Here is a 26,693-nt window from a genome sequence, read left to right on the forward strand (position 1 = left end):
AAATATATGATCTACTCATTTTCAAATTCTTCAAACGGGATTTTTAGTTGAACGGAAACCTGTTTTTTTTCTTCCGTATTGAGGTGGGAGAGAGACAGCCCCAGAAGACGTACAGCCTTATCGAAAGGGCGGAGTTCCCAGAGTTTTCTTCCCGTATTAAAGTACTGTTCCGGTGACGAGAAATAATCTTCTCTCGTTATACTTCTTGTGAAAAGGGAAAAATCTTTGTATTTTATTTTTAACGTTAAAGTTCTTCCGAGAATACTATTTTTCTGTAATCTCTGATGAAGTTCCTGTCCGAGACTTTCCAGTTTTTCATTGATCTGCTGCTCATCCAGAAGATCCTCAAAAAAAGTTCTTTCTACGGCTACACTTTTCTGGATCCGATGAGGTTTTACTTCAGAAGTATGAATGCCGCGCACCACATTGTAATAATGGTTTCCGGACTTCCCGAAAAGCCTTACCAGATCTTCAAGAGATTTTTTCTTTAAATCTTTTCCTTTATAAATTCCCAAGCTAAACATTTTGTTAGCAGTAACTTTTCCAACTCCATAAAACTTTTCTACAGGCAATTCTTCCAGAAAGTGTTCCATTTTATCAGGGTGAATGGTTTTCTGGCCATTCGGTTTGTTGATATCGGAAGCTACTTTAGCCAAAAATTTATTAACTGAAATTCCTGCAGAAGCAGTCAATCCTGTCTGTTCAAAAATTTTCTGACGGATTTCTTTGGCGATCAGGTTGGCAGATTCCATTCCTTTTTTATTTTCAGTGACATCCAGATAGGCTTCATCCAGAGAAAGGGGTTCTACCAGATCGGTATATTCATAGAAAATTTCCCGGATCTTTTTTGAGATTTCTTTATATCTGGCAAATCGGGGAGGAACAAAAATAAGATGCGGACATTTTTCTTTTGCGGTTTTGCTGGGCATTGCAGAGCGTACACCATATTTTCTGGCTTCATAGCTTGCCGCAGCCACTACACCACGATGCTGCCCTCCAACTGCAATAGGTTTGCCCTTCAATGTAGGATTATCATGCTGCTCCACAGAAGCATAGAATGCGTCCATGTCAACATGAATAATTTTACGAAGTGGCAAAGAAAAATCCATATGCAAAGATATGGATTCCTTTATTTATGGTAAATTATTCTCGTTAGGATTTCAATCTCATCATGAGAATATGAGGCTCAAAATCGGCCTTTTCATAAGCTTTTATAGCAGATTCATTTTGAGCATATACTTCCAGCCTTACTTCATCAATGCCTCTTGATTTTGACCAGGCAATCAGTTCATCGGTAATCACTTTATTGATTCCTTTTCCTCTGTGTTCCGGTTTTACGTACATAAAACCCAGATAAGCATAGCTTTCAAACTGATTATAATATTTTTCTGATTTTTTAATCAGGGCATACCCCGATGCAATAACCTCATTATTTTCTTCGGCAACAATTACAGTAGCGTCTGGAGACTGCATAAGGCTGTTTAAATCATAATAATGAATTTCTCCTTCAATAAGTGTGCTGTTGAAAGGTCTTTCTGCAGCAACGACTCCCTGTTCAAACTCTAAAAGAATTTCCAGGTCCTTTTCTGTAGCTTCTCTTGTGATCATGGTATTAAGATAACTGAAACTTTCAATAGAGTAAAGTTTCAGTATTTTTTGTGATTAAAATTATTTTAAAAGATTGTTGATAGTTTGTTGAAGTTCAGGATCTTCAGGAGATATCGCGTAATATTTTGCAATAGAAGATTTCTGATCGATCACCATATATCTTGGGATCCAGTTAAGATCTACATAATTATTGAAATCATTTTTCCATCCTGATGCGAACCAATAATTTTCTTTGTCTTTCATGTCAAATCTATCAAGGCTTTTTTCAAACCCTTCTTTTGAACGGTCTAATGATAGAAATACAAAATCAATATTCTTATTATTTTCTTCTAATTCCTTAGCTTTTGGAAGAGCATTTAAGCAATCTCTACACCATCCTGCCCAAAAATCAATGACTAAAACTTTTCCTTTATGCTGATCAAGAATCTGCTGGATGCTAATGGTTTTTCCATCTTCATCTTCCAGTTTCTGCTGTAAAGCTTCTTTTGAAAACCCTGTTTTAAGAACGGCAGGAACTTTTTGTGAATAACTTATTCCAAAAATACCTATCATTAAAATTAATATCAACTTTCTCATTTTATACAATTTCATTTGTACAAATCTAAACAATGAATTGCAATCTGAGATTGATTTCTGTTGAATTAGTAAAAATTTATAATATTGATGGTTTCTATAGGGTATGAGGGGGAATGTGTAAACTATTCTTTCAAAAATTCTTTGAATTTTTCGCCATCTTTCCGTGGGAGAGGAATATGACGTCTTCAGTTATATTAGTTGTTAAATATTTTTACTGATAGTTTTTAATCAAACCTTTCACAACGGCAATTACATTGGGCATTGCTTTATTGGCTGCATTTAAAACTTCTTCGTGAGAAACGGCCAAAGCAATATCCGGTCCGCCAAGGTCTGTGATGACCGAAATACAGAATGCATCCATTCCCATATGTCTGGCAACAATAACTTCCGGAACGGTACTCATGCCTACCATATCTCCGCCAATGGCTTTTATCATACCATATTCAGCTGGAGTTTCAAAGGTTGGTCCTTGCAAGGCAACGTAAACTCCCTGATGGATCTTGATATGATGATCTGCTGCAGCCTGTTCTGCTGTGGCAATCATTTTTTTGTTGTAAGGTTCGCTCATGTCCACAAAACGCGGTCCAAGCTCATCTATATTTTTTCCACGGAGCGGATGCTCAGGCATCATGTTGATATGGTCTTTCAGAATAACAATATCTGCAACGCTGTAAGCAGGATTTACGCCGCCGCACGCATTGGAAAGAATAAGATTTTGAATGCCCAATACATGAAAAACCCTCACAGGGAAAGTTACAGTTTCCATAGAGTGCCCTTCGTAATAATGAAAACGGCCGCTCATCATCAGAACTTTTTTCCCTTCCAATATTCCATACACAAGCTTTCCGGTATGTCCGGCAACGGTAGTTTGTGGAAAATGGGGAATGTCTTTGTACTCTAAAACGTGGATCGGTTCTACTTCATTTTGTAATTTCCCCAATCCGGATCCTAAAACAACTGCAAAATCAGGAGTTTCCTGAATAATATTTTTAATAAAATCAGCAGTCTCTTTAATTTTTTCTAACATAATCTAAGATGATTTGATTGAATTCTTCTTTCTTATCAATCAATACATTGATAGGCCAGTAGTAAACAATATCTCTAAGATAGTCAAAAGTTTTCAGACGAACGTAATCTTTCTCTGTGGTTAATATCAGTTTATATTCTCCTAATTTTTTATACTCGGCAAGGATTTTTTTAATATCATCATCCGTGAAATTATGATGATCTCTGAACTTTAAATGTTTCACCCTTTTTGAGAATTTTGCCAGATGTTCCAGAAGCGGTTTAGGATTGGCAATTCCGGTGATCAGTAAAATATCATAATAATTCAGGTTGTTATCCGGAAGCATTTTCTCTTTTCCGTATACATTTTCGTCATAACCGATGGATGAAAAGAAAACTTTCTGCCCGTAAGAAGGTCTTATTCTTGAGATATAATACCTTTTTGTTTCCTCAGTAAGTTCGTCAGGACATTTGCTGACCATAATGATATCCGCTCTTTTATATCCTGCTCTTGATTCTCTCAGATCTCCGGCAGGAAGTATATAATCTTTAAAAAAAGGATCATTAAAATCAGTCATCAGAATGTTGAATCCCGCCTTAATAGCTCTGTGCTGCAAGGCATCATCCAGTACCAGAACCTGAAGGTCCATATCTTCAATTACTTTTTTAGCGCCGGGCACACGTTCTTCTGAAACGGCAATGACAAATCGGTTTTTGAAACGTTCAAAAAGCTGCATCGCTTCATCGCCCACCATTTTGTAGTTGCTTTCATAATTGGTTACTTCATAGCCTTTTGTAAGCCTTCCATAACCTCGTGAAAGTACTCCTGTTCTGTAATGTTTGGATAGATATTGGGCAAGATACATCACCATGGGTGACTTTCCGCTGCCGCCCACAGAAAGGTTTCCGACATTGATTATCGGAGTTTTGAATTTTGTTGACTTAAAAATTCCCAGATCATACATTGTGTTCCGGATACCCGTTGCCAAATGATAACCGAGGGAAAAAGGATAAAGGTACCATCTTTTCATACGATTGCAAAAATAGGAATTTTCATAAGCATTTGGTATAATATTCTCGAAGACTTTTCAATAAATATTTCGTTAAATTAAAGTATTTTTGTGGAGTTATTAGATTACATTGAGATACTTTATAGAATTTTCTTACAACGGAAAGAATTATTTCGGCTACCAGATACAGCCGGATGCTATTTCTGTACAGGAAGAACTGGAAAAAGCACTTTCCACAATTTTAAGGGAAGAGATTAAAACTACAGGAGCGGGAAGAACCGATACAGGAGTTCACGCCAAAAAGATATTTGCTCATTTTGATACGGAAAAAGAAGTGAACGATCAGCTTCCACGCAGGCTGAACGGCTTTCTTCCACCTGATATTTCCATTAAAAGGATTTTTCAGGTAAAGGATGATTTTCATGCCCGTTTTGATGCGACGTACAGAACCTATGAATATTATATCTCGCTGGAAAAAAATCCGTTCACCCAGGAATCTGCCTGGCAGCACTGGAAAAGGAACCTTGATATTGATAAAATGAACGAAGCCTGCGAAATTCTTTTTGAATATGAAGATTTTACCAGTTTTGCCAAATTAAAAACCGACAACAAAACCAATATCTGCAAAATGTATAAAGCAGAATGGGAACAAAACGGAACGGAATTGAAATTCACCGTTTCAGCCAATCGTTTTTTGAGAAATATGGTTCGCGCCATTGTAGGAACAATGGTAGAAATAGGAACCGGAAAACTGAAACCGGAAGATCTTCGTACAGTGATTGAAGATAAAAACCGAAATGCTGCCGGAACTTCAGCGCCAGGGCATGGGCTGTATCTGGTGGATGTGGGGTATGAATTTTAATACTAAAAAATATACTGTTGCCAATTCATTGTGACAGTCAGAAACTCGTTTGATTAAAACATACATAAAACAAGTCTTCCGAGACCTCGGAAAGTGTGTTTCACTATTGTTTTGAAGCTCCGGAGATGTCGGGAGGTTTAAAACAAGGTTGTTTTACTGATTGCAAATTTATTTTTCATGTTTTATGAGTGATAAAATAGAGCTTAAAGATCAAACAATCAGTTTGTCCGCAGATTAAAACTATTCATTCTGTAAATCATAGGTATCTGAAATTTTCTATGACGATTTGCAAAAGTTGTAAAGGCAGTCCGATTATAAAGTCTTATTTTTGCATAGAATTTTTATTTTAATTCTTTCTTTCGATTCGTACAATGAAAAAACAAGATACCTGGGAGATTATAAAAAGGCTGTTCTTTATCGGAATGAAGTTCCGTTCATGGTTTATCCTTACTCTTATAATTTCTATTTTCCTTTCCATTGTTTCTACTTACAGGCCATATCTTACTATGCAGGTGGTGGATAATGATATTACAAAGCTTCATGATAAGGCTTTGATGATGAAACATATCTATATCCTTGTAGGGCTGGTGTTTGCTGAAACGATTTTAAACTTTTTCTTAGTTTATTTTTCCAATTTTATCTCGCAGAATGTGATCAGGGATATCAGGGAGCGTTTATATGCTAAACTGATTTATTTCAAGACTTCATTTTTTGATAAAACCCCTATCGGGCAGCTGGTAACGCGTGCGGTAGGAGATGTAGAAACAATTGCTACCGTATATACGGATGGTTTTCTGATGGTTTTTGGGGATATTCTCAGAATTGTGTTTGTATTGATTATGATGTTCAGCACCAATGTTCACCTGAGTTACATTACGCTGGCCATTTTACCTTTGATGGTCGTTATTACAAGATTCTTTCAGAAAAGACTGAAGAAAGCTTTTGGAGACGAGAGAAACTGGACGGCAAATCAAAACTCTTTTGTTCAGGAAAGACTGGCGGGAATGTCTATTATTCAGGTATTCAACAGACAGGAATCTGAGTTTAAGAAATTTGATGATATCAATATTACCCTGAAAAGTGCATTGCTGAGAACTGTATTTATTTTCTCACTGTTCTTTCCAGTAGTGGAACTTATTTCCTCTTTATTCATAGGATTTATCCTTTTCTATGGAGGGTATATTACCATCAGTGCCGGGGTGGTGATTGCATTTATCCAGTATATTTCAATGTTGATTCGTCCTTTGAGGCAGATTGCTGACCGTTTCAACAATATTCAGCGAGGAATTGTAGGTGCAGAAAGGGTATTGGGATTAATGGATGAAGAGATTTCGATGCCTAATAACGGAACGGTGAAGAAAGACCACTTTGCCGGTAAAATTGAATTCAAGAAAGTGCATTTTGCCTACGATGAAAAGCAGGAAGTTCTGAAAGGAATTGATTTTAAAGTAAATCCTGGAGAAACAGTAGCAATAGTGGGTGCCACAGGTGCTGGAAAATCTACTATTATCAGTTTGATCACAAGATTGTATGATATCAATTCCGGAAATATTCTGATTGATGATGTGGATTTAAAAGATTATGAGCTTTATAATCTGAGAAGCCACATTGGAGTCGTTTTGCAGGATGTTTTCCTTTTCCATGGAAGTATTTTTGAAAACCTTGCTTTCGGTGATGACAGTATAACTTTGGATAAGATAAAAGCAGGTGCCAGAGAAATTGAAGTAGACGAGTTTATCCAGCAGCTACCTGGCGGATATGATTATGTAGTAAGTGAGAGAGGTTCGTCAATCTCTTTAGGTCAGAGACAATTGCTGTCTTTCCTGAGAGCCTATTTATCAGATCCAAAAATTTTAATCCTGGATGAAGCAACGTCTTCTATTGACCACGAAAGTGAAAAACTGATCCAGAGAGCTACTGAAAAAATTACGAAAAACAGAACCTCTATTATTATTGCCCACAGGCTTTCTACTATTGAAAAAGCAGATAAGATCATTGTGATGGAGCACGGTAAAATTGTGGAAGAAGGTAAGCACCTTGAGCTTTTGGATAAGAACGGATATTATTCTACTCTTTACAAAGCCCAGCTGCGCCATGAGGTAGAAATGGAGGAAGAAAAAGAATCATAAAATCTATAAGAAATAATGATAACAAAAAAGAGAGTCACTGCGACTCTCTTTTTTTATGAAGCTGTCTAATCTTTTACATTAATTATTTTAACCACAAAAGGTACAAAGGTTTTAAACACTTAAGTTTTTTAGAATCAAGCTTGTGGTTTTGTAAAGTTTAGACTGCTTTTATAAATAAATTTTTAGAATTTTAATTTCTTAGTGATTATTTTTCCGTTTTCCAGTACTGCTGTTACGGTGATAACTATATTCTTCTGATCAACAGGATATTTGAATTCTGAAGATTTAAGATCTGTCTTTCTCATGAGCAATCTTCCTGAAACATCATAAATATGCAATGAAGAGATTTTTACATTACTTCTTACTGATACAGAGTTTTCATCTTTAAAAATGATAGATGAATTTTTTGATCCAGTGTTTTCTAGAGCTAATAAAGTTTTGGTTTCGATGATCACAGAATAATCTTCCACTTGCCCATATTTTGGAGTATAACAGGCTGTTACTGCAGTGCCGTTGAACTCTCCAATCACTCTCATTCTTAAAGGAGTATTGGTAACTGCACTGGCAGGAGGAGTTACCTGAGCCGTAGCGAATGAACCGCTGCTTACGCCAGTTTGGTTAAGAACAAGTTCTGTAGATTCATTAAACTGACCGTCATTATTATAATCAATATAAGCTTTAATAATGTGGGGATTGTTGGTTCCCGGTGCTACAGTAAGTGTTGTCGCTGTATTTTGAGGAATTGTAGTTTTTGATATTCCAAAACAGTAAGTTCCTGTAAAGTTTTCATAGAAATTATTAGCCGCCTGTTTGAAATTGCTGGAGTAATTGCTAATACTCCCGAATTTTACAGAAGTAATTCCCACATTGTAATTTCCTGGATTTGTAATTGAAGCGGGGGTACAGGCATTGGTCAATACAGCACTGTTATTAGTTATAGAAGCTACCGGTGAGTTGATCAATAACTGTCTGTATTGTAAAAGCTGCGCCGTTGCTCTGTCAGTCTGCCCTTGTGTAAATAAATTTCTGAAGCAGTAAGTGTACGCCATCACATTTCTTTCACCTCCATTATACAGCTGGCTGGTACAAGGATTTATCTGTCCTGTCTGGCAGCTATGAGGAACGGAAGAGTGGTAAAGGCTTTTCATGGGTTCTGTATCACAAACAAGATCTCCCTCCAAAGTACAGTCATTGTTGGTAGGGCAGTCTCCTGTAGTTTCATTATATCCCTGGTGGGTATGTCTGAGGCCCAGAGCATGCCCGAACTCATGAGCTAAAGTCTGTGCATTGACAGCAGAAGCACTTGTAGCCATAAAAGCATAATCCTTGCTTCCTCCCGGATAATAGGCAAAACCATTCAATCCTCCGGAGTTGGATGTTAATTTTTTAACGACATAGATATTGTAATATTTTGAGGTATCCCACATCCCCATTGCAGTAATTTCAGAGGCGGTCACCGCATTGGTAGTATTGTCATTATTGACTCCTCCGCTTACATATTTAGGAAGAGTAGAAGCATTGATTCTGTTGATGCCATTGGTTGTATTACAGTTGGGATCCTTGATTGCGAAAACAAATTTGACAGGAAGGATAGAACTTGTTCCAGACATTCCGCTGGTGGAGCTTCCAGCGAAAACACCGTTGGTATAGTTCACCCATGCGATGATATCAGCATCAGACTTATTATTGGTGGTTCCTATAGCACTTCCGTCTCCTACAACATGTACAACAATAGGAATTTCATACACCTGATTGTTGAGCTTAGAAGCAAGCTTCCCATTTTTGATCATATTGGATAATTTCAGGTTGAAAGCATCATCCTGAGCTTTCTCTTCCGGATACCTTTCATAATGTTTTTTCATCAATTCATCGGTTCCGCATTCCTGGAATTCCAAACTTTGTGAATAAATATTTGAGCAGAATGCTCCTGAAATAAGCAGAAATAGTAGTTTTTTCATAGTATTTTTTATTTAATGGTTTGAAATCTAAAAATAAATAAAAAATACATACAATGAATTAACGTTTTTGAAAACTACAGAAAACAAAATTCTGAACGGTCTCAAAAGGAGTGATATGATCTTCAGTAATGCATTTTATTTTTTCAAAACTTCCTTCAAATTTTTCGGATAATGATTCTTCGTCATATTGCTGAATATCCAGTCCGCTGCATTTCGTAGGTCCATTTTTAGAGAAAGTTCCGAGGATCAGAAAGTTATTCACACTATTTTCTGCAATGGTAATATACTTTGAAACCTGTTCTGGAGTTGTGAGGAAATGAAAAGCAGCTCTGTCATGCCATATATCGTAAGTTTCGGTAGGTTCGAAAGCGGTAATGTCTGTAGCGATCCATTTTACTTTATTGGCAATCTCTCCCAGTCTTTCCCGTGCTTTTTCCAAAGCGTTGGCAGAAATATCAAGTACTGTAATATTTTCATAGCCTTCTTCAAGAAGAAAATCAACAAGGTTGCTGTCTCCACCGCCGATGTCAATGATTCTGGCATCCTTTCCCAATCCGGAAGACCTGATAAAATCAAGCGATGTCTGAGGTTTTTTCTGGGTCCAGCTTACCTGGTCAGGACTTTTGGTTTCGTATACGTTTTCCCAGTGGTTTTTGTTGTCTGAAGAACTCATGATTCTTTTAATTGATTGTTTATCTCTTCAAATTTATTAATTAATTCATCAAGTTTCCCCTGTTGTTTCTTTATTGTTTTAGGTCTTAAATAAAACCAATTGAAAGCAATCCACCCTAATGTTACTGCATAGGCCAGAATACCCGAACCAAGTGTCATTATTGAAGTGTATTCATACATATAAAAACATATTCCAAGAGACAGCATAATAAAATATAAGTTGAGTATGGTGGTCTGCATCAATTTCTGCTTACTCTTTACCACATATAAACTCTGGAGATACTCATTGTTAGATTGTGTCTGATCAATTTTGTAAAACACCATAAACATTTTATTATAAGCAAAAAGGAACATAACCATGGCCAGAATGACAAGTACAATCCCGATTTTTGTAGTAATCATCTGGGGCTGGAAACGATACCAGATATAAATAATTAATAATGACGTGGTGATTAATCCAATATTGGCAGCGATCAGTTTACGCAGATTTTGATTTCTGAATTTTTTCAGCTTACCAAGAAGCTCTTCCAGATTAGGTTTGTTGGAAGTCTGCTGCTTCCATATATTTTTGAAATTGATATTAGTATCCATTTTCTTTAAACTTTTGTGTTAATTTTTCCTTTATCCTGTGAATCTTTACCCGTATGTTGGATTCCGAAAGCCCTACGATATGAGCTATCTCAGCCTGTTTTACCTCTTCCAGCTCCAATGAAATAATAATTCTGTCTGTTTCCGGCAGCTCCGAAATAAACTGATACAGCATTTGTATCTGAGGTTCCATAGATTCCTGTTTTTTCTCTTCCAGATTAACAGGTAAATCTGCCTTGGCAAATTTCTTTTCCTTTTCAATCTGTCGGAGGCAGTTATTGGAGGCTATTCTGAAAATCCATGTTCCTATGCTGGATTCATTTCTGAATTTCGGAAGTTGCTGCCATACAATGATAAATGTTTCCTGGGCCAGATCCTGAGCGAGGTCAGGATTATTCACATATCCCATGCACAGACGGAATATCCTTTGCCAGTAGAGTTCGTATATCTCCTCAAAAACCATTATTTCGAAGATAAGAAGTTATTCAACTGATTAAAGTACCAATCTTTATCATCATACATAATGAAATGTAATCCTTTTGAAGCATACTGCATATTGGCATTTTTCAAATTTTTGTATTGACCTTCAATCGTTGGTTTCAGATTAGCAAAAAAGGATTCCAAAAGAATAAGAGAAGGACACTGTATATTTTTTATTTTCTCTCTCAGATCGGTGTTGGAAAAATCACAGTACATTTTAGCGAATGTTTTTCGGTCAGATTTCATGCTCCAGTTGATCACAGTTTCCTGCATAGAAGTATCTGCCAGGAGGCGCGGCATAGTCTGTGTCTGCATTTTTCGGAACTGTTCTTCACTCATAGCTGTTAATTTTTCAATGATAGAAGTGCAGTCATTATTTTCCTTAGAGGTGAAATCAGGATCAGATATTGCAGCCAGACAAGGCAGAGTGTCTACGATGACGATTTTCCCTACCAGCTCAGGATAGTCTGCTGCAATGGCCAGAGCAAGACCTCCTCCCATGCTGTGTCCGATGATAATAGGTTTGTCAATTTTATTATTCTTTATATAAGCGGCAATTCCTCTTTCCCAATCTTTAAAGCTGGCATCTGCCTGCGGTTTTGTTCCGGCAAATCCAGCCATTGTTAAAGTATAACAAGTAAAGTTTTTTTCAAATTTTGCAGTTGTTTCGTTCCATACATCTCCGGAAGAGGCGAACCCAGGAATAAATAATAAAGACTGATTTCCTTTTCCGGTTTTCTTTACTTCAAACGGATATGCTGCTTCCTGACCGAATACATTACATACTGCCGCGAAAAATAACATGATGATAAGAAGGAATGTAAATTTTTTCATGATTTCTAAAGTTTTAAGGTTTATTTGTCTTTTAGAGACGAACCTTAAAAAAATGTTACACTAGATTTTAATTTTTTTGAGAAAAAATATTCCTTCCTACTCCGAAACCCTTATCATTAGGGAAAAATTATATGAAAATATTTTAGTAATTTATCGTTAAATAATAAACTTAAGTGAATTTTTGAATACAATATTGAAAAGATTAATCTAATATTCTTCCGTAAAACCTACTGATATCAAAATAAAATCCAGGGATTTTATATTTACCTTTTTCAAATTCCTGATAGTCACATTTTCCATTGTGGCTTTGGGCTTTGGTTTCCATTTGGAATCTGTTCAAAAGTACATATTCATCAGTAACGGATATGATATGAAACCCTGTCTCGCATTTCAGTCCATCACCGGAAGTAAGAATGGCGTTTAATAATCCGTGGAAATTTCCGGCAATTTTTTCAGCAGTGGCATCATCATTATTTAAATGATACAAATAAGCAAGATAATTCATAGCACGCAGATCCAGTGGGTTTTCGTCCAAAGCATCCAAAAATAGTTGAATCCCTTTGGACAGATCTTTTTGTGAAATACCTTCGCCGCGATAATATTTAGCTACTTCTTCGGCTTTCTTTCCGGTTTTATAGGGCTGATAGTCTTTTTGAAAGGTATAACCGAAGTAAAGATGACGGTATTGGCTTTTCGTAAGAAGCGTATCGTTCTGTTTTAATCTCTTTAAAAGCTTCGGATAATACAATTCTGAGCTTTTATCCTCAATATTTTTTTGAATTAAAGAATAATCAGGTGCCTTAAATTCTATTTTTTGTGCATGCAAAAAAGTAAGCAGTATTAAAAAGAATAAAGAGAAAAATGCTTTAATATTCATGGTTTGTATAACGTTGTTGTGATTTTTTGACAACTTAAAAATACGGAATATGTATCAATAAGATGGAAGTTTACGTACTGTTTGCAAAAAAAGCAATAAAATGTTGTCAAAGTGTTATTTTGTGTCGATAAATTTACTAACTTTATTCGGAATTTGAGAGATTACCCCTGACATTCAAAGGGGTAAATAACATTTTTAACTAAAAAAACTTAAAATATTAATGAATAGTATCCAAGATGAATTTAAAGTCTTCAAAGACGAATTGAGAAAGTTGAATATCGAAGTACAGAAAGTTGTAAAAGTAGGAAACGGAAGTATGGATTTCCACGAGGTTTTCTATAAATCGCCGAGGTATGAAGAGGTAAAAAGTATATATGTTCAGCGTCATAATCTGGACAGTATGATTGAAAAATTTAAACAAGCCTATCATTAAAAAATAGAACATGCGCCGCAGATCCTCTGCGGCGCATGTTTTTTAAAGCTGTATAATATTAGTCTTTATCGAGTGTAGAAGTTTCCTTTGTGTCTTTCATTCCGGCATAAACGATCAGGGAAAATAAAATACATCCCGTAATGTACCAGTAGAAATAACTTTCTGCTCCTGTCTGTTTAAACCACAGGGCAATATATTCTGCAGTTCCTCCGAAAATAGCTACTGTAAGTGCATACGGGAGTCCTACACCCAGCGCCCTGATCTCTGAAGGGAAAAGTTCCGCTTTTACAACAGCATTGATGGAGGTATATCCGCTGACAATGATCAGAGATGCCATAATCAGGAAAAAGGCAGTCCACATTGAAGTAGTTGTACTTAAAGCGGTGAGAAGGGGCACGGTGAATAGTGTTCCTAAAATTCCAAAGCCCAAAAGAAGCGGTCTTCTTCCAATTTTGTCTGATAATGCTCCGAAAACAGGCTGCAGACAGGCAAATATAAATAACGAAATAAATGAAATAAGGGTAGATTGCTCTTTAGTCAAATGAACGGTATTCACCAGGAATTTTTGCATATACGTGGTATAAGTGTAGAACGCAAGTGTTCCTCCTAATGTCAATCCGATTACCGTCAGCAAAGCTTTAGGATGCTTGAGAAGTTCCGTTACCGTTCCTTTTTTCTTTTCACTAAGTTCTTTTTTATTCTCAAATGCTTCGGTTTCGTGAAGATTGGCTCTTAAATATAAAGCGATAACAGAAAGTAATGCTCCAATAACAAAAGGAATTCTCCAACCCCATTCTTCAAGCTGAGTCTCTGTTAAAAGTAGTTTCTGTAAGATCAGTTGTATTCCTAAAGCAATCAGCTGACCTCCGATCAGAGTTACATACTGAAAGCTCGAGTAAAATCCTCTTTTATCTTCCGATGCCATTTCGCTGAGGTAAGTCGCGGAAACGCCGTATTCACCTCCTACACTCAACCCCTGCAATAATCTGGCGATCAGTAATAAGGCAGGAGCCAGGATTCCAATGGTTTTATAAGTAGGAGTAAGGGCAATCAGCAAGGATCCGAATGACATGAGTAATACAGAAAGTGTCATAGCTTTTTTTCTTCCAATCTTGTCGGCAATACTTCCGAATATCCAGCCTCCAATGGGGCGCATCAGAAAGCCTACTGCAAATATTCCTGCCGTATTCATCAGCTGTGCATTCAGGTCAGAATCCGGAAAAAAGGAATTTGAAAAATAAATGGCAAAAGCTGCGTAAGCATACCAGTCATACCATTCTACAAGATTTCCTATAGATCCGCCTATGATGGCTTTGATTCTTTGACCAGTAGTGATAGTGGGTGAATTCATAAAGTATTATTTCAGACAAGTTTTTGACACCCAAGATACAAATTTCAGAAAAAAATAAATCGCTCTGAAAAAGAACGATTTACAAGTATAAGCTGTGTGTTTTTAAAATCTATACCCAATAGAGAGCCCGCTTCTGAAGCCTGCCCAAGGACCGTCTACTTTTATTTTAGCGCCATTGGCATTGGTTTCAACAGTGTATTTTACAAATGGAATGTCCAGATTTTCTATTTCTTTTTTTAATTGAGCCTGCATATCAGGAGTCAATGCATAATCTGAGGTCATCGTAAAATCACCTTTTCCGCTTCCATAGTGAGCGCCTGCAATCCAGAAATCAAGGACAAGATTCTGACTTCGGGTAAGAAAAAATTGTACGCCGACCATCAGGCCTCCGCTGTTTCCTTTGGTATCTCCATGACCTTTAAGCGGAATTTGATAGGTAATTCCATTCGGACCATTATAATCATAATAAAAATCAAAAGTATTGGAAGTAACACTTGAATACCGATAGTAAGGCGCAAAATAAAATCCTTTTCCATAGCCTTTACCAATATAAAACCTTGGTTCTATGGTGAAATTGGTGGCTTTTACTCTAAGGTTCTGAAATCTTTTCTCATCCTCATCTTTCAGAAAAGCATTGATGAATGGAACTTTTCCTTCCGGCATTGTTCCGAAACCGATGTTCACTGAAAACCATTGGTTGATGGCGCGCTCATAAGATAAGTTGATATTTCTGAATGCATAAGCTGTAACATTGGTCTTGACGATATTCATCTTTTCTGCCGGAGCGTTTTGAGTTTCCTGAGCTTCTAATACTGAAAAAAGAAAGCACGGAATTAATATGAATGCTTTTTTCATGACTTAATATTTTATGGTGTTAAAAATACCAGCAAAAAACGGGCTGTATTTAACATAATAAATAGAATTTAAAGAAAAGTTATTGATAAATCTTTAATTGTTAATGATCATCAATGTAATATACACCGGAAATAGATTGTCCTAATAGTATTATTCATCTTTTGACATGAAAAAAACTATTTATACCATATTCTTTCTTTGCGGGGCTTTTGCTTTTGCCCAGGAGAAGAAAAGTGATACAGCCGATGTTGCAGTAACAAAAGAGATTCAGGAAGTTATTTTAAAATCACAACGTAAAAAACAGTTTGCGGATAAAGCAGTTTATACTTTTGATAAAGAGGCGCTGGAAAGAGCGCGCTATGCAAAAGATTTGCTTCGTACCCTTCCTGAATTACAACTGGATCCGGTATCGAATACAATTACCAGCACTAAAGGAGGAACCGTACTGTTTCTTATCAATGGCATTGAGGCTACAGATATGCAGATCCGGAGTGTAGCTCCCGGTGAAGTGGTAAAGGTGGAATATTATGACATTCCGCCGGCAAGATGGGCAACGAGGGCTGATACTGTAGTTAATATTCTGACGAGGTCTACAGAAACAGGATATGTTTTCGGGGCTGATGTGTCTTCTGCCTTGAACACAGGGTTTGTGAATAGTTCAGCCTATGCCAATTATACCAAAGGAAAAAATAATTTCGGACTTGAATATTCCCTGAATCTTAGGGATTATGATGACCGAAGAGTAAACAGCATCTATGATTACCAGCTGAATGGAAAGCATTATCGTTCTGATGAAAACAGGAAAGATCATTTCGGATATACTTTCCAGAATGTTGCCTTGCGCTATACCAGACTTGTTCCTGATGATTATGCTTTTCAGGCCAAATTGAATATGGATATTTTCAGCAGGTTTTCAAAAGGAGTAGGGCAGAGTGTCTTTACTGAAGATCAACTGAAGGAAGAACATGCAATGTTTAAAAATAATGGTTCGGATTATGTGATTCCTAAGCTGGATCTTTACTACTCTAAAAAGATTGGTGAAAAAGATGAACTGAGCATTAATGTTGTAGGTTCTCATTATACGACCAATACTACAGAAACTGCTCAGGAATGGATATTAGGCTCAGGATTTTCTGTATATGATAATGATATGGTTTTAAAGGCAAAGCAAACGAGTCTGGTAGGAGAGCTTGCTCATACTCATGATTTCAAAGCAGGAAAACTTTCATCCGGATATCGTATTTCAAGGTCTTCTATTTCCAATGATCTGAATAACCTTGCCGGATATTCTCAATACAGCGTTAATTATCTGGAGCAGTATTTTTACACTGAATTTGCTGGAAAGATAGATCAATTCAGCTACCGAGTTGGGGCAGGTCTTACGAATATCCACAACAAAAGTGCAGAGAATACTTTTGATGAATGGACTTTTACTCCGAAGGTTATTCTGGCTTATCAGATTAAAAACAATCAGAATCTTCGTTTTACAGCAAGTTATAACCCGGTAAGCCCATGGAGTAATGCTCTGAGTAGTAATGTGGTGCAGCTGGCGCCAAATATTGTCCAAAGAGGAAATCCTTTTTTAAAATCTCAGCAGGTCTTTTCTAATAACCTGACCTATTCTTTTAATAATAAATATTTTGATTTCAATGCAGGTTTATTTTACAGGTATACCAATAGAGTGATCAATCAGTATTATGTTCAGGATGATATATTGGGCGGTTATGCATTGACTTATGAAAACGGGAAAAACGGACAGCGATACGGAGTACAGCTTACAGGATCTTATAAACCTTTCGGAAATAGCCTGCTTGTAATAAAAGCTGTGCTTACGCCCACTTCTGAAACGGTAAGGACAAGTACAGGTGCTTTGATCAAAAATGATTATTTAGGAAATTACTTTTCGCTTTCCTCAGAATATAAATCTTTCTCACTTCAGTATCAGTTCAATATTCCCGTGTATAATCTTAGTGGGGCTTTCCTTAATACAAATGAAAACCAGAATAATATTTTTGTTAGCTATAAACACAAAAACTGGACATTTTCTACAGGAATGTATTGGATAGGAATGCCTTCAGAGTATAAAACGAAAAGTTTATCTGAAAGTTTAGTAGATTATAAAATTCATACGCAGATTATGAACAATAAATCTATGTTTGTATTGGGATTAAGCTATGATTTCTCCAAAGGGAAAAAGACTGAAATTCAGCGAAAGCTTAATAATGAAACTGCTCCTGCAGCTACTTTTTAAAAGCAATTTTGAATGTTAATAAGAAATCCCCGCTCATTTGTAGGAGCGGGGATTTTGCTTTTATTATTTCTTGATGAATTTTGTATTCTTTTTGTCTGCAGCATTTTTTCCACTGATCTCAATGAAATAAGGAGCTGGAGGAAGGTCTGAGATTTGTATGTTTCCTGATTTTACATCTGAAGTTTTAACCAGTTTCCCATCTAGACTGTAGATGTTTGCTTTAGAATAATTATCAGTATTTCCTTTGAAACCAATAAAGTCCTGCGCAGGATTAGGATAAACCAATAAATTCTCTTTTTTCGCAGCATTGCTGGTGGACAGGAAAGTTTCGCTTAAAGCTAATGAAGTTGCTACCGTTTGGTTGATACTCAACAATGGAACGCTAACATTTCCGTTTGTAGAATTTAACAGTGCGTATCTGTGAGAAGCATCATAATAAGCATATGCTGTATTGGTAGCTGTTCCGATAGGATTGGCATAAATAATATCAAAAGCTGCATATAGATTAAGGTTCTGTGTATATTTTACTCTAAGAACATTACTGTACGTTTGATTACCTATAATCAGGGTTCCGTATGCATCAGCTTGGGCGGCCATTGTACCGCTGAACAATCCGTTGGCAACAGATGAAGAGAAAGTTCCTTTGGCTGTGTCGCTTTGCGCTGGTCCGTAAGAGGTAGGATAATTGTTATAAGTTCCGTTATCTACACTGAAATTTAAAGTAAGCTGTGGGTTTACAATTCCTGTAATTTCAAGTTTAGCAGTAGAAGCTTTATAGTAAATGGTTGTTGCTCCGTCTATCATTTTAATGGTGGAACCTGGAAATGTTGTTATTTCAGCAGAAGTAGGAGTAGAATAAGTCGTTAGTGACGAAACTCCCATGGTAAGACCTCCGTTTGAAAATGTAGCATTAGCTCCTGTCGCGGAGTTGTTTACGACTCCGGTTACATGATTGTAATTGATAACGTTTCCAGAAATAGGGTCATTGGCTGCTTTTGTAAGCGTGATCTGCGCAGAAAGCATGGCAGATGTTCCCAATAAAAGGAGTACAGATTTTTTCATAGTCAAGATTTTTAATTTTTTGTTAAAAATAATTAAAAAATAGTATTCAAATGTTAATTTTATTTGTTTTTCATTAAGTTTTTAACAAAAACGCCTGCTGATCATATCAACAGGCGGCTCTGTGCGTTAAAAAGTTTAAGTCTAGTTGCTTATCACCATTTTACGGTAGGCATAAATATCTTCAATGGTCACGACACTCATCCCTTTTTTGATGGCAAAGTCTACAATTTCCGGAAGTCTTGCCATAGAACCGTCTTCATTCGTCAGTTCACAAAGTACGGCATCATCACCCAGATTGGCCATTTTTACAAGATCTACACTGCCTTCAGTATGACCACGTCTTTCAAATACCCCATCTTTCCTGGCGATGAGTGGGAACACGTGTCCTGGGCTTGCAATATGCTCAGCCTGGGCACCTGCAGCCACTGCAGTTCTGATCGTTGTTACACGGTCTCTTGCGGAAACACCTGATTCCACACCTTCTCTGGCTTCAATGGAAATAGTGAATGCGGTTTGATTTTTTGAATTATTGTTTTCCACCATCGGACGAAGGTTGAGGTGGCGGCTTTTTTCCTCAGAAATACATAAGCAGACGATACCGCTGCATTCGCGGATCAGAAGTGCCATATCCTGTTCTGTAATTGTGGAAGCGGGAAAGATGATATCACCTTCGTTTTCGCGGTTTTCATCATCTACTAAAAGAATGCCTTTTCCCTGTTGTAATGTTTGAAGTGCTTTTTCTACACGTTCTTTGGAGGTAGCTCCAAATTGTACTAATAATTTTTCCATGTTATTTTACTTTTAAAAGTTAAAATAGTCTTCGGTACATGGAAATGAAATACAACGCAACAAGAGTCCATAAGGAATCTTATTGGTTATCTCATTTTCTTCTCCCATCCAGACTTTAACTGTCGGTTCCGGAATTTCACCAGATCAGTCCCTTCAAAAGAAAGGAGTCGCGGACTGTAACCGCCGGTAGGGAATTTCACCCTGCCCCGAAGAAAACTTATACTAAGTTTTGTTGTATGTTGTAATTTAAATTTTTATTTCATTGAATAGTATTTAACGCACAGACCGCTAATTTCGGGAAGTTTTTTGAAATGGAGAAGAAATTTGTCAGATTTATAAGACTGTAAAAGAGATATTTATTTTTTAGACTGTTCTCAAAATTTTCTCCATCTTCTTTCCTTTCGCCAGCTCATCAATGAGTTTGTCCATATAACGGATATTTCGCATGAGCTCATCCTCAATTTCTTCCACGCGATATCCACAAATTACCCCTTTGATCAATGAAGTATTAGGATTCATCTGAGGAGCCTGATCAAAAAAAGTAATAAAATCATTTCTTTTATCAATCTGTTCCTGCAGGCCCTTTTCGTTATAACCTGTCAGCCAGCAGATGATTTCATGAACTTCTGATTTTGTACGCCCCTTTTTTTCTGCTTTTTGAATATAATGTGGATAAACACTGGCAAAAGCGGTTGTGAAAATTTTGGTATTCTGCATGAGTTTATTGTTAGTAATTAATGGCTGAAGGTTTCATTACCACTTCCAGATCTGAGGTTCATCTTTCCAGATCAGCAGCCTGAACTCTTCATAATGTTTCCCGTTTCCGATGGTGTGAGTATCTCTGTGTCCTTTTTCTAATTTTAGTTTGTGCAAAATGCCAGAGTGTGCAGCTACCCAAAGGGTTTCTTCATCATCAGAAAGGGCTATTCCTGTAATGGTAGAACCCAGGAAGTATCTCCAAAGCTGATTTCCGTTCTTATCAAAAGCTTTGATGTAGCCGTAAGCATCTCCCAGAATATAATAGTCTTTTATGGCAACCCCTTCATAGACTCTCATTTCTTCATCAATGAATGTAAAGTCTTCACTTTCTGTATAGGCTTCAATATCAGCTCCTACATATTGCTCTGCATTGATTCCGATGGTAATTCCGTTATAAAAATGACAGGAGTTGGTAATCAGCTGGCTGTCATCTTTTGCAAAAAGACAAAAATGTGGATAAGATGATTGAGGTCCTATAGATCCTACAGTATTACCCTCATGATCCAATATTCTGTGATCATACCCTTGATCTCCAACTACGATATAAGAATTGTCGTTGGATAATGCTGCATTTTCCATGTCAATCTGGGAACTCCAGTCTTCTTCATTGTCTTCATTGATGGGATGGATGAGTTTTTTCTCAGTATTTGAAACCAGAAAAATTCCGTCTGAGGAAACAATCACAACTTTGCTTCCATCATTGAAAGGGTATAAATCTGTAATCCCAAAATCTGGGTTTTCATCCAGTTCAAATTCATTGATGAGGTCCCCGTTCCAGCCTCTGTATAAAGATATTTTATGAGAAACTGCAATGGCGAAAATATTTTTCTGTTTAGATTTCCCGATGGCACGGATGTTTTCATCAAGTTGTGTGACGATATCTTTATCAAGGAGATAAGCCTGTCTTTTTTCATATGAAGTACCTGTCATGAAAACAATTTTTTCATCAGAAATAAAGTGCATATGCTCAATATTCTGAGCTTTATTTTCCATTAAAGGAATGATAGGAGTGTGAGCGGGCGGGAAATGTTCTCTGAAATTTTCTGTATTTCCGTTTTTGTTGGCGATTGTAAGCAGTTCAAAAACTTCGCGGGCTATATTGGCTCTTTTATCTTCAGGTTCTTCACCTTTCCAGTTTTCCCAGCCGTTTTTTTCACCAAACTCAACCATTTCATTGATTTCTTTTGCATAACGTTCTCCTTCTGAGAACCATTCTTTTTGGATTGTCGTGTTGTACATGAGACTATATTTTTATTATCAGTGTTTGTAGAAATAGTATTTGTACTCTTTCACAACTAACTTACAAAAAATCTCATAATCCGAATATGATAAAACCCCTTATTCGTATGATAATAAAGGCTGCTCAATTTACTTTTCATTTGTGGATAACTTTTTTCGTGCTGCTCATTTGAAGATGAGAATATAGAGGTGTTTTAATCTGCATCAGATTTCCCCATATCTTTTTTATATATGAATAGGGATGTTGAGTTTAAAACTTATATTTATTGTATTATTCTTATATTCAGTGTTTTATTTAATTGTTTTTTTTCATTTCTTTATAAAAAAGCTAATAAATATGTGTTTATCTTGTAGAAGTAGGGTGTTGTTAAATAAAGCTATTTAGTTAAAAAAAATGTGGATAAGTTATCCACAAATACTTATCCACATGATTTTATAGGGTATAATTTCTACAAAAACCAATATTTATTTTAAATAATTGAATACTATTTCTTTATGAGGGTTTTTTATCATTGTTCAAAAGTTATCCATACGTTATCCACAGAAGAGAATTGATTGAAATAAAGTTACCAACATATTTTTTAAAATGTTAGCAGAAATCTATTTTGAAATTAAGTTTCATGAAATCAGCTGATTATTCTCTGTTTTTAAAGTGCCAGATTATAACATTGTGGATAACTATAAATTATCTACATATTTTTCGTAACCGCTTTTTTCCAAAAGGTCTTTTGCTGTCAGATGATACACGTCTTTCCAGGAATCGGGTCCGTTTTTTTCCACATATTTTTCGATGATTCTAAAACCCAGCCAGTAATTCATAGATTTTGGAGCTTCCGGAAATATTTTCAGCTGGTCATTTCTTAATAACGGATTGTTGCCTGAGGTATCAAAGAAATAAGGTTTCAGCTTGGTGAAAATTTCTTTTTCATGGCTTATATACCATTGCCAGTTGTCTTGCGTCATATTTTCTACAGCTTCCCATTGAGGTATTTTTCGATCAAAAAACACATATGTAAAGTAGCATGCGAATCCTTCATCAATAGTTTGATTCAGGGCAGATGCCCAATTTTTATCTGTTTTTCTGAAATTTTCATACACCATATGATTCAGTTCGTGAGGCAGACCTTTTTCTAAGGTGTACTGTATATCCACACTTTTATTGTTTAGTTCCAGAGCAAACTGTTCGGTATTACAGCCGCCGAAAGAAATTCCTGTGAGCGGGGTGAATAATAAACTTATTCTGGCTTTTGGCTGATAAGGAACCAATGTTCTGAATTTGGTAAGGGTTTTCTTAAATGTTTTTTCAAGATTGATCTCTAAAAGGATATTGGTTTTTTCCTCAAACTGTTTTTTATTTTCTTTATATAAGGTTTTATTCCATGCGATCATTCCTGCTGGGTTGTTGAATAAGCGGCCATTTTCATCTCCAAATATGACTCCATAGCAGCTATCCCAAAGTTTTTTATGAGGGAGATAAACATTTTTGACAATCCGGGCAGAATCATATCTGTTATGCTGATGCGCCAGCATCTGATGCTTGAATAGATTATGGATTACGATATTTTCAACCTTCACACTGTCCGAAATCTGACTTAATTTTTGATAATCAAAAGCATGATCAGAAACAGCTCTTGTAGAGCAAGCCAGCACAATAAATAGAAATAAAAATGGAATGATTTTTTTCATCATAAGATATTAGGTGTTATGAACAATTTGAATTTTCTGAAATAGGTAATAATACGTTGAATCCGTATTATGTATTATTCCAGTGGATTAATGAGCATAAATGATTTGTTGCTGACCTTATAAAAAAATCCATTCTCTGAAGACTTCAGATTTTTGAATTCGGAATCTATTTGATAGAGTTTTCCAGATTCCGGATTCCAGACAAAAAAACCTGATTTATATCCATAGGTAGAGTGAAATATAATATCGCCACCCCTGGTGGATACAGATTGTGCACCTAAACATACAGAAGGGGTTCTATGACTGACCACATTTAACGTGTTCAGATCCAGTTCCTGCATTGAAAAATTTCCATAACCGTTAAAAATAATCTTTCCAATTCCCAGATTGGCAATACAGTAACAGTCAATAAGCTTGTTGTGTAAAGTACTGGAATTGAAACCGAAAACCTGCTTTCCCTTAAGATTAAATATGGCCAGGGCATCACTATCCGGTTGATCATCACTTAATATACCTTCATCAAAATAGGACACTATAATTTTTTTACCATTTATTTTTATGTCATTAATAGAAGTTCCGATGTTAAATTTTACTTTGCAATTTCCCGAATAGTCAATGATTAAAGCATTTTCGATGGAGGCTGGACGATGAATAACGACAAGGATTTTTTCTTCGTCTATGATTTTGGCCATTACGATATCAACCCCTAAATCTAATAGAGCTTCTATGCCAGGGGTTACAATTCTGTTCTTAGAAGTCACAGCAATGTAATTACCAAGGTCATCCGTTGAAAGATATTTGATGTTTTCTTGAAATAAGTCGAGTTCTATGGTTTTAGTGGTTATCATTATGTTGTGAATCTTCAGTTTTTTAGTAATAGAAACAAAAATATTGATTCTATTACTTATCCTTATAAATATTCCAGAAGTTAAAATCTGTCATAGGAGCATCGGTGATTCCGATATTTCTTCCCATCGTTACGATTTGTCCTCTGTGATACGTCCCGTGAAGAATGGCGTGCTGAATATATTCATATTTTGAAAAATCACACTGAAACCACTGAGATTCTATCTTTACATTCTTTGAAAGATCATCTTCAGAGAGACTTTCCACATAATCTACCAGTTTTTGCGAATTGTTTTTTATGGCATTGAAAACATCTTCTTTGTCTGTGGTTTCTGTGGTTTTAGTAAAATCAAAATCATTTTTTTCAGAAATATGACTCCACCAATATTCCTGAGTCTGCCAGATATGGTGTAAAGTTTTTAGGATAGTCGGAAAACTTGAAATGGTTTCCTGATTAAGCTGTTCGTCAGATTTTGTGGATAACCAGTCAATATATTTGTTGACTACCCAATTGTTGTACTGTACGCTTTTGTTGACTAATGCTTTTAAGCTCATAATATTAGTATTTAGTTGGTGTAAAAAGAAAATTATAATCCGAAATGTCGGTTTTTATCTGTGTTTTCGGGATTAATAAGTGCTTTGTTGCTGTAGGTTGCCGCTTCAAAATCGTTGATATTTACAGAAAGGAAAGAAATATCGGTTAGTAGTTCAGAAAGCCGGATGCTGATCTGTCTGGAAAGATGGGTTTTTTGTTCCGTAGTACGGCCTTCCATAATATATCCGAAGACATGCAGGAAATTTCTCTTGTCTGTTCCTAATCTGTAATATTGATAGGGCTGAAGCCTCACTTTGATATCATTGGGTGCAAACAGACCTGTTGCGTCAGCTGTTTCATAAACGGCATCCATTAATTCTTCGGGCGTTCTCAGCTGAAGAATATCCTGTGAACAATCTATAATAAAATGAGGCATAGATTATATTTTGTGGTTTGATTTTGTGTGAGATAAAAATAATAAAAAAATATCAATGAATATTCAAAATAAAAACCGCCATGAAAACAGGGCGGTTGAAAAATATGTATTTTTCACTATGTAAATACCGGTTTTATTGAACTGATTTTTTAATACTGAATTGTGGTTTTACAGTATTGGTCATATCAAGAACAATATCATAAACCCCTTCTTCGTTGATTGGAAATGCATAAGCATCAAAGGCAACACTTTTATTATCATTGTTCAGCCCAAGGCTGTATCCCCAGTCGTTATTAAACCTGAATTTAAGATCGCCCTTAATCAGTTTATAATTTTTCAGAAAATAAATATTCGGATTTTTAAGATTTGTCTGTAACGGGATATCTTTTCCATCCCAGCCGCTAGGAGTTGCATTTCCTATGATTCCCCAGGTAAGGTTTTGTGTGTTTTTTTTAGCTGTTTTCACGGTTCCATCCCAAAAATGAATGACAAGAGTATCTATTTTACCGTTTTGATCCGGTTTAAATGTACAGGAAAATTTTTCGTCCAGTTGAAACGATGTTTTGCTTATTGGTAATAAAGCGTTTCTGGGATAACTGCCTTCTTTGAAGATCAGTTTTCCATCGGCACTGTTTATATAAAAATTTGAGTTTTCAGTAGAATAAACGCCTTCCAGTTTTTTTAAATCCTCTGCACTCACTTTTGCAATGGTTGGAATGGTATAAGGTTTATTGTACAGAATTTTTTCTACCAGAGGAAAAATAAAGTCTGTGTGTGAAAGCTCTGAATTTGAAATAACAATCACACAAATATCGTCTTCCAGAATTCTGTAATATCTACTTCTGTAACCGGGTCCGCCACCATCATGACCCACTCTTTTTTTGTCAAAAACAGATGAGATCTGAAAACCTAGTCCGTAATGATCTTTAAGATAAGGTGTAAAAGCTTTGTCTATCGTTTCTTTTTTCAGGATGGTATAATTCTTTAGCGCTTCATTGAACTTAAAAAGATCTTCCACGGTAGAATACATGGCTCCTGCCCCAAAAGGATGATCGGTTTTGAAACGTAACGCTTCGTTTGACTTATTATCTGATAAAAATTCATACCCAAATGCTTTATTTTCATCCGTAACGTTATTGAAGTTGAATCCACTGTGATTCATTTTCAGAGGTTTTAGTATGTTGTTTTCTATCACTTTATCATAATTCTGACCTGTCACTTTTTTAATGATATAACCAAGAATATAATATCCGGAATTGGAGTAATCCCAATCTTTACCAGGGGAAAAGGTTAAAGGTTTTGCGGAAATATACTTTAAAAATGTTTCCTCATCTACAGTATACTCAGAGTTTGTATCATTAGGAATTCCTGATGTATGAGAAAGCAGATTGGCCAAAGTGATGCTGTCTCCCTTCGGAAAGTCAGGGTAATATTTAGAAAGCTTGTCGTTCAAAGATAATTTTCCCTGTTCTTCCAGCTGAAAAAGAACGGTTGCAGTGAACATTTTTGTGGTAGAGAAAACCCGGTAAAGGCTGTTATTGGTGTTTTTTAGTTTTTGAGGGGCATTTCTGTAGCCATAACTTTTTTCAAAAATAATCTTTCCTTTTTCAGCAATCAGGACAGAACCGCTGAACAAGCCGGCTTTTTCATACGTTGAGAATAATTGCTCCAGCTTTTCAGATTTCTGAGAAAAAAGAAGATGGGTTGCAAGTAGTAAAACAATACACGTTAAAATAGATTTCATTTAATTTTTTTTAAATAAGACACTTTTAAGTGTGATAATATTACATGGGATTTTAAAAATATTTGTGCAGAGTTGAAGATGATTAGTTTTTCTCTATAATTTTTTTTT

General features: G+C 36.1%; 26 protein-coding genes and 1 riboswitch. Of the genes, 4 read left to right on the forward strand and 22 right to left on the reverse strand.

Annotated features, from left to right (window positions below; translation table 11 throughout):
• Window positions 1-11: 11 nt before the first annotated feature.
• The 5 genes from dinB to lpxK form a co-directional block, all read right to left on the reverse strand.
• The gene (gene dinB, locus GFU89_RS06845; protein WP_318846429.1) at window positions 12-1,109 is read right to left on the reverse strand and encodes a DNA polymerase IV; all 1,098 of its coding nucleotides are present in this window, start codon (window positions 1,107-1,109) and stop codon (window positions 12-14) included.
• Between the two features lie 43 nt (window positions 1,110-1,152).
• Entirely contained in the window at window positions 1,153-1,608 is a 456-nt protein-coding gene (locus tag GFU89_RS06850) for a GNAT family N-acetyltransferase (RefSeq protein ID WP_318846430.1), read from the reverse strand.
• Window positions 1,609-1,668: 60 nt separating this feature from the next.
• Window positions 1,669-2,184 carry a TlpA family protein disulfide reductase gene (locus GFU89_RS06855; RefSeq protein WP_318846431.1) on the reverse strand — a complete coding sequence of 172 codons (516 nt, stop codon included), beginning with the start codon at window positions 2,182-2,184 and terminating at the stop codon, window positions 1,669-1,671.
• A gap of 211 nt (window positions 2,185-2,395) precedes the next feature.
• Window positions 2,396-3,211, reverse strand: coding sequence for a purine-nucleoside phosphorylase (locus GFU89_RS06860; protein WP_318846432.1), 816 nt, complete (start codon window positions 3,209-3,211; stop codon window positions 2,396-2,398).
• Window positions 3,195-4,220, reverse strand: coding sequence for a tetraacyldisaccharide 4'-kinase (lpxK, locus tag GFU89_RS06865; protein WP_318846433.1), 1,026 nt, complete (start codon window positions 4,218-4,220; stop codon window positions 3,195-3,197). The genes GFU89_RS06860 and lpxK overlap by 17 nt, the downstream gene beginning before the upstream one ends.
• A gap of 109 nt (window positions 4,221-4,329) precedes the next feature.
• Between lpxK and truA the strand changes: the two genes are divergently transcribed.
• Both truA and GFU89_RS06875 read left to right on the forward strand, forming a co-directional pair.
• Window positions 4,330-5,061, forward strand: a complete 732-nt coding sequence (gene truA, locus GFU89_RS06870) for a tRNA pseudouridine(38-40) synthase TruA (protein ID WP_318846434.1) — start codon at window positions 4,330-4,332, stop codon at window positions 5,059-5,061.
• A 371-nt stretch (window positions 5,062-5,432) separates the two neighbouring features.
• Window positions 5,433-7,190 (forward strand): ABC transporter ATP-binding protein, encoded by a 1,758-nt coding sequence (locus GFU89_RS06875; protein WP_318846435.1) that lies wholly within the window; start codon window positions 5,433-5,435, stop codon window positions 7,188-7,190.
• Window positions 7,191-7,372: 182 nt separating this feature from the next.
• Here GFU89_RS06875 and GFU89_RS06880 read toward each other — a convergent pair whose 3' ends face one another.
• From GFU89_RS06880 to GFU89_RS06905, 6 genes are all read right to left on the reverse strand, one after another.
• Window positions 7,373-9,148: a M43 family zinc metalloprotease gene (locus GFU89_RS06880; RefSeq protein ID WP_318846436.1), complete on the reverse strand. Its 1,776-nt coding sequence runs from the start codon at window positions 9,146-9,148 to the stop codon at window positions 7,373-7,375.
• A 58-nt stretch (window positions 9,149-9,206) separates the two neighbouring features.
• Window positions 9,207-9,821, reverse strand: a complete 615-nt coding sequence (locus tag GFU89_RS06885) for a class I SAM-dependent methyltransferase (protein ID WP_318846437.1) — start codon at window positions 9,819-9,821, stop codon at window positions 9,207-9,209.
• On the reverse strand, window positions 9,818-10,411 hold the full coding sequence (locus GFU89_RS06890) for a hypothetical protein (protein ID WP_318846438.1): 594 nt from the start codon (window positions 10,409-10,411) through the stop codon (window positions 9,818-9,820). Before GFU89_RS06890 ends, GFU89_RS06885 begins: the two co-directional genes overlap by 4 nt.
• Window positions 10,401-10,871 carry a sigma-70 family RNA polymerase sigma factor gene (locus GFU89_RS06895; protein ID WP_318846439.1) on the reverse strand — a complete coding sequence of 157 codons (471 nt, stop codon included), beginning with the start codon at window positions 10,869-10,871 and terminating at the stop codon, window positions 10,401-10,403. Before GFU89_RS06895 ends, GFU89_RS06890 begins: the two co-directional genes overlap by 11 nt.
• Window positions 10,871-11,722 carry an alpha/beta hydrolase gene (locus GFU89_RS06900; protein WP_318846440.1) on the reverse strand — a complete coding sequence of 284 codons (852 nt, stop codon included), beginning with the start codon at window positions 11,720-11,722 and terminating at the stop codon, window positions 10,871-10,873. The genes GFU89_RS06895 and GFU89_RS06900 overlap by 1 nt, the downstream gene beginning before the upstream one ends.
• 202 nt (window positions 11,723-11,924) lie before the next feature.
• Entirely contained in the window at window positions 11,925-12,599 is a 675-nt protein-coding gene (locus tag GFU89_RS06905; RefSeq protein ID WP_318846441.1) for a DUF4919 domain-containing protein, read from the reverse strand.
• Between the two features lie 220 nt (window positions 12,600-12,819).
• Here GFU89_RS06905 and GFU89_RS06910 point away from each other — a divergent pair, with 220 nt between their 5' ends.
• On the forward strand, window positions 12,820-13,032 hold the full coding sequence (locus GFU89_RS06910; RefSeq protein ID WP_184557555.1) for a hypothetical protein: 213 nt from the start codon (window positions 12,820-12,822) through the stop codon (window positions 13,030-13,032).
• 58 nt (window positions 13,033-13,090) lie between these two features.
• On the opposite strand, the gene GFU89_RS06915 is transcribed toward GFU89_RS06910, so the two are convergent.
• On the reverse strand, window positions 13,091-14,383 hold the full coding sequence (locus tag GFU89_RS06915) for an MFS transporter (protein ID WP_318846442.1): 1,293 nt from the start codon (window positions 14,381-14,383) through the stop codon (window positions 13,091-13,093).
• 102 nt (window positions 14,384-14,485) lie between these two features.
• On the reverse strand, window positions 14,486-15,238 hold the full coding sequence (locus GFU89_RS06920) for a DUF3575 domain-containing protein (RefSeq protein WP_318846443.1): 753 nt from the start codon (window positions 15,236-15,238) through the stop codon (window positions 14,486-14,488).
• 166 nt (window positions 15,239-15,404) lie between these two features.
• Between GFU89_RS06920 and GFU89_RS06925 the strand changes: the two genes are divergently transcribed.
• Window positions 15,405-17,489: a TonB-dependent receptor domain-containing protein gene (locus tag GFU89_RS06925; RefSeq protein WP_318846444.1), complete on the forward strand. Its 2,085-nt coding sequence runs from the start codon at window positions 15,405-15,407 to the stop codon at window positions 17,487-17,489.
• Between the two features lie 63 nt (window positions 17,490-17,552).
• On the opposite strand, the gene GFU89_RS06930 is transcribed toward GFU89_RS06925, so the two are convergent.
• From GFU89_RS06930 to GFU89_RS06970, 9 genes are all read right to left on the reverse strand, one after another.
• Window positions 17,553-18,551: a T9SS type A sorting domain-containing protein gene (locus GFU89_RS06930; RefSeq protein WP_318846445.1), complete on the reverse strand. Its 999-nt coding sequence runs from the start codon at window positions 18,549-18,551 to the stop codon at window positions 17,553-17,555.
• 141 nt (window positions 18,552-18,692) lie between these two features.
• Window positions 18,693-19,340: a 3,4-dihydroxy-2-butanone-4-phosphate synthase gene (gene ribB / locus GFU89_RS06935; protein ID WP_318846446.1), complete on the reverse strand. Its 648-nt coding sequence runs from the start codon at window positions 19,338-19,340 to the stop codon at window positions 18,693-18,695.
• Window positions 19,341-19,432: 92 nt separating this feature from the next.
• A riboswitch (FMN riboswitch) is annotated at window positions 19,433-19,558 on the reverse strand.
• Window positions 19,559-19,703: 145 nt separating this feature from the next.
• Complete coding sequence (locus GFU89_RS06940) at window positions 19,704-20,057, reverse strand: DUF2200 domain-containing protein (RefSeq protein ID WP_318846447.1); 354 nt, start codon at window positions 20,055-20,057, stop codon at window positions 19,704-19,706.
• Between the two features lie 36 nt (window positions 20,058-20,093).
• On the reverse strand, window positions 20,094-21,338 hold the full coding sequence (locus GFU89_RS06945; RefSeq protein ID WP_318846448.1) for a hypothetical protein: 1,245 nt from the start codon (window positions 21,336-21,338) through the stop codon (window positions 20,094-20,096).
• A gap of 678 nt (window positions 21,339-22,016) precedes the next feature.
• Complete coding sequence (locus tag GFU89_RS06950) at window positions 22,017-23,027, reverse strand: DUF2268 domain-containing putative Zn-dependent protease (RefSeq protein ID WP_318846449.1); 1,011 nt, start codon at window positions 23,025-23,027, stop codon at window positions 22,017-22,019.
• A gap of 71 nt (window positions 23,028-23,098) precedes the next feature.
• Entirely contained in the window at window positions 23,099-23,872 is a 774-nt protein-coding gene (locus GFU89_RS06955; protein ID WP_318846450.1) for a hypothetical protein, read from the reverse strand.
• A gap of 52 nt (window positions 23,873-23,924) precedes the next feature.
• Complete coding sequence (locus GFU89_RS06960) at window positions 23,925-24,425, reverse strand: DinB family protein (RefSeq protein WP_309872939.1); 501 nt, start codon at window positions 24,423-24,425, stop codon at window positions 23,925-23,927.
• A 32-nt stretch (window positions 24,426-24,457) separates the two neighbouring features.
• The gene (locus GFU89_RS06965) at window positions 24,458-24,841 is read right to left on the reverse strand and encodes a 5-carboxymethyl-2-hydroxymuconate Delta-isomerase (RefSeq protein ID WP_318846451.1); all 384 of its coding nucleotides are present in this window, start codon (window positions 24,839-24,841) and stop codon (window positions 24,458-24,460) included.
• 133 nt (window positions 24,842-24,974) lie between these two features.
• Window positions 24,975-26,585, reverse strand: coding sequence for a serine hydrolase (locus tag GFU89_RS06970; RefSeq protein WP_318846452.1), 1,611 nt, complete (start codon window positions 26,583-26,585; stop codon window positions 24,975-24,977).
• Window positions 26,586-26,693 lie beyond the last annotated feature (108 nt).

Origin of the sequence: Chryseobacterium sp. JV558, assembly GCF_033712365.1 — a bacterium.
Taxonomy (GTDB): domain Bacteria; phylum Bacteroidota; class Bacteroidia; order Flavobacteriales; family Weeksellaceae; genus Chryseobacterium.

What these genes read in the sequence shown, in the direction of transcription:
- GFU89_RS06965 (WP_318846451.1), bottom strand. Translation starts at nt 24,841, where the DNA reads ATGCCTCATTTTATTATAGATTGTTCACAGGATATTCTTCAGCTGAGA.
- dinB (WP_318846429.1), bottom strand. Translation starts at nt 1,109, where the DNA reads ATGGATTTTTCTTTGCCACTTCGTAAAATTATTCATGTTGACATGGAC.
- lpxK (WP_318846433.1), bottom strand. Translation starts at nt 4,220, where the DNA reads ATGAAAAGATGGTACCTTTATCCTTTTTCCCTCGGTTATCATTTGGCA.
- GFU89_RS06950 (WP_318846449.1), bottom strand. Translation starts at nt 23,027, where the DNA reads ATGATGAAAAAAATCATTCCATTTTTATTTCTATTTATTGTGCTGGCT.
- GFU89_RS06855 (WP_318846431.1), bottom strand. Translation starts at nt 2,184, where the DNA reads ATGAGAAAGTTGATATTAATTTTAATGATAGGTATTTTTGGAATAAGT.
- GFU89_RS06920 (WP_318846443.1), bottom strand. Translation starts at nt 15,238, where the DNA reads ATGAAAAAAGCATTCATATTAATTCCGTGCTTTCTTTTTTCAGTATTA.
- GFU89_RS06905 (WP_318846441.1), bottom strand. Translation starts at nt 12,599, where the DNA reads ATGAATATTAAAGCATTTTTCTCTTTATTCTTTTTAATACTGCTTACT.
- GFU89_RS06900 (WP_318846440.1), bottom strand. Translation starts at nt 11,722, where the DNA reads ATGAAAAAATTTACATTCCTTCTTATCATCATGTTATTTTTCGCGGCA.
- GFU89_RS06940 (WP_318846447.1), bottom strand. Translation starts at nt 20,057, where the DNA reads ATGCAGAATACCAAAATTTTCACAACCGCTTTTGCCAGTGTTTATCCA.
- GFU89_RS06915 (WP_318846442.1), bottom strand. Translation starts at nt 14,383, where the DNA reads ATGAATTCACCCACTATCACTACTGGTCAAAGAATCAAAGCCATCATA.
- GFU89_RS06925 (WP_318846444.1), top strand. Translation starts at nt 15,405, where the DNA reads ATGAAAAAAACTATTTATACCATATTCTTTCTTTGCGGGGCTTTTGCT.
- GFU89_RS06860 (WP_318846432.1), bottom strand. Translation starts at nt 3,211, where the DNA reads ATGTTAGAAAAAATTAAAGAGACTGCTGATTTTATTAAAAATATTATT.
- GFU89_RS06895 (WP_318846439.1), bottom strand. Translation starts at nt 10,871, where the DNA reads ATGGTTTTTGAGGAGATATACGAACTCTACTGGCAAAGGATATTCCGT.
- GFU89_RS06850 (WP_318846430.1), bottom strand. Translation starts at nt 1,608, where the DNA reads ATGATCACAAGAGAAGCTACAGAAAAGGACCTGGAAATTCTTTTAGAG.
- GFU89_RS06955 (WP_318846450.1), bottom strand. Translation starts at nt 23,872, where the DNA reads ATGATAACCACTAAAACCATAGAACTCGACTTATTTCAAGAAAACATC.
- GFU89_RS06945 (WP_318846448.1), bottom strand. Translation starts at nt 21,338, where the DNA reads ATGTACAACACGACAATCCAAAAAGAATGGTTCTCAGAAGGAGAACGT.
- GFU89_RS06875 (WP_318846435.1), top strand. Translation starts at nt 5,433, where the DNA reads ATGAAAAAACAAGATACCTGGGAGATTATAAAAAGGCTGTTCTTTATC.
- ribB (WP_318846446.1), bottom strand. Translation starts at nt 19,340, where the DNA reads ATGGAAAAATTATTAGTACAATTTGGAGCTACCTCCAAAGAACGTGTA.
- GFU89_RS06970 (WP_318846452.1), bottom strand. Translation starts at nt 26,585, where the DNA reads ATGAAATCTATTTTAACGTGTATTGTTTTACTACTTGCAACCCATCTT.
- GFU89_RS06885 (WP_318846437.1), bottom strand. Translation starts at nt 9,821, where the DNA reads ATGAGTTCTTCAGACAACAAAAACCACTGGGAAAACGTATACGAAACC.
- GFU89_RS06880 (WP_318846436.1), bottom strand. Translation starts at nt 9,148, where the DNA reads ATGAAAAAACTACTATTTCTGCTTATTTCAGGAGCATTCTGCTCAAAT.
- GFU89_RS06930 (WP_318846445.1), bottom strand. Translation starts at nt 18,551, where the DNA reads ATGAAAAAATCTGTACTCCTTTTATTGGGAACATCTGCCATGCTTTCT.
- GFU89_RS06960 (WP_309872939.1), bottom strand. Translation starts at nt 24,425, where the DNA reads ATGAGCTTAAAAGCATTAGTCAACAAAAGCGTACAGTACAACAATTGG.
- GFU89_RS06910 (WP_184557555.1), top strand. Translation starts at nt 12,820, where the DNA reads ATGAATAGTATCCAAGATGAATTTAAAGTCTTCAAAGACGAATTGAGA.
- GFU89_RS06890 (WP_318846438.1), bottom strand. Translation starts at nt 10,411, where the DNA reads ATGGATACTAATATCAATTTCAAAAATATATGGAAGCAGCAGACTTCC.